This is a genomic window from [Flexibacter] sp. ATCC 35208, assembly GCF_001975825.1.
Lineage (GTDB): Bacteria > Bacteroidota > Bacteroidia > Chitinophagales > Chitinophagaceae > Chitinophaga.
This window is the reverse complement of the sequence record NZ_MTKN01000366.1, coordinates 1-334: the sequence shown is the minus strand read 5'-3', so window position 1 is coordinate 334 and position 334 is coordinate 1. Positions and strand designations below refer to the sequence as shown.

At 27.2% G+C, this 334-nt stretch carries 1 protein-coding gene; it reads right to left on the bottom strand.

All coding sequences use genetic code 11. The features are described 5' to 3' along the window. Positions 1-204 (bottom strand): hypothetical protein (locus BW716_RS35945; protein WP_220388961.1); only part of this gene is annotated, 204 nt, incomplete at its 3' end. Positions 205-334 lie beyond the last annotated feature (130 nt).

Below are 334 nucleotides of genomic sequence, written 5' to 3'. Positions count from 1 at the left end.
GAATTTTAAACATGTTCTAAAATATCTTTCTTTTTTTGATGGTACCAAATCGCTAATAAGCAAAAAGCCGACTTTAAATTCATTTTTGTCTTTTGTTTTGAAAGTCAGCTCTTTTTTCTTAATATCTGTTTTAAAGCTACTATCTATATCAATAAAATGGACAAAAGCTTCTTCGCTATCACAAAATGTATCTTCCTGCCTCATAATAATAAGGTATTCGACAATCAACGGTTTGCTTAACATATTAAACAATAAGGCTTTTTACTAAATTAATAAATTATTACTAACTAGGATGCAAACTATTTAAAAGCTATAAAGTAAGTATTCGGTTCTC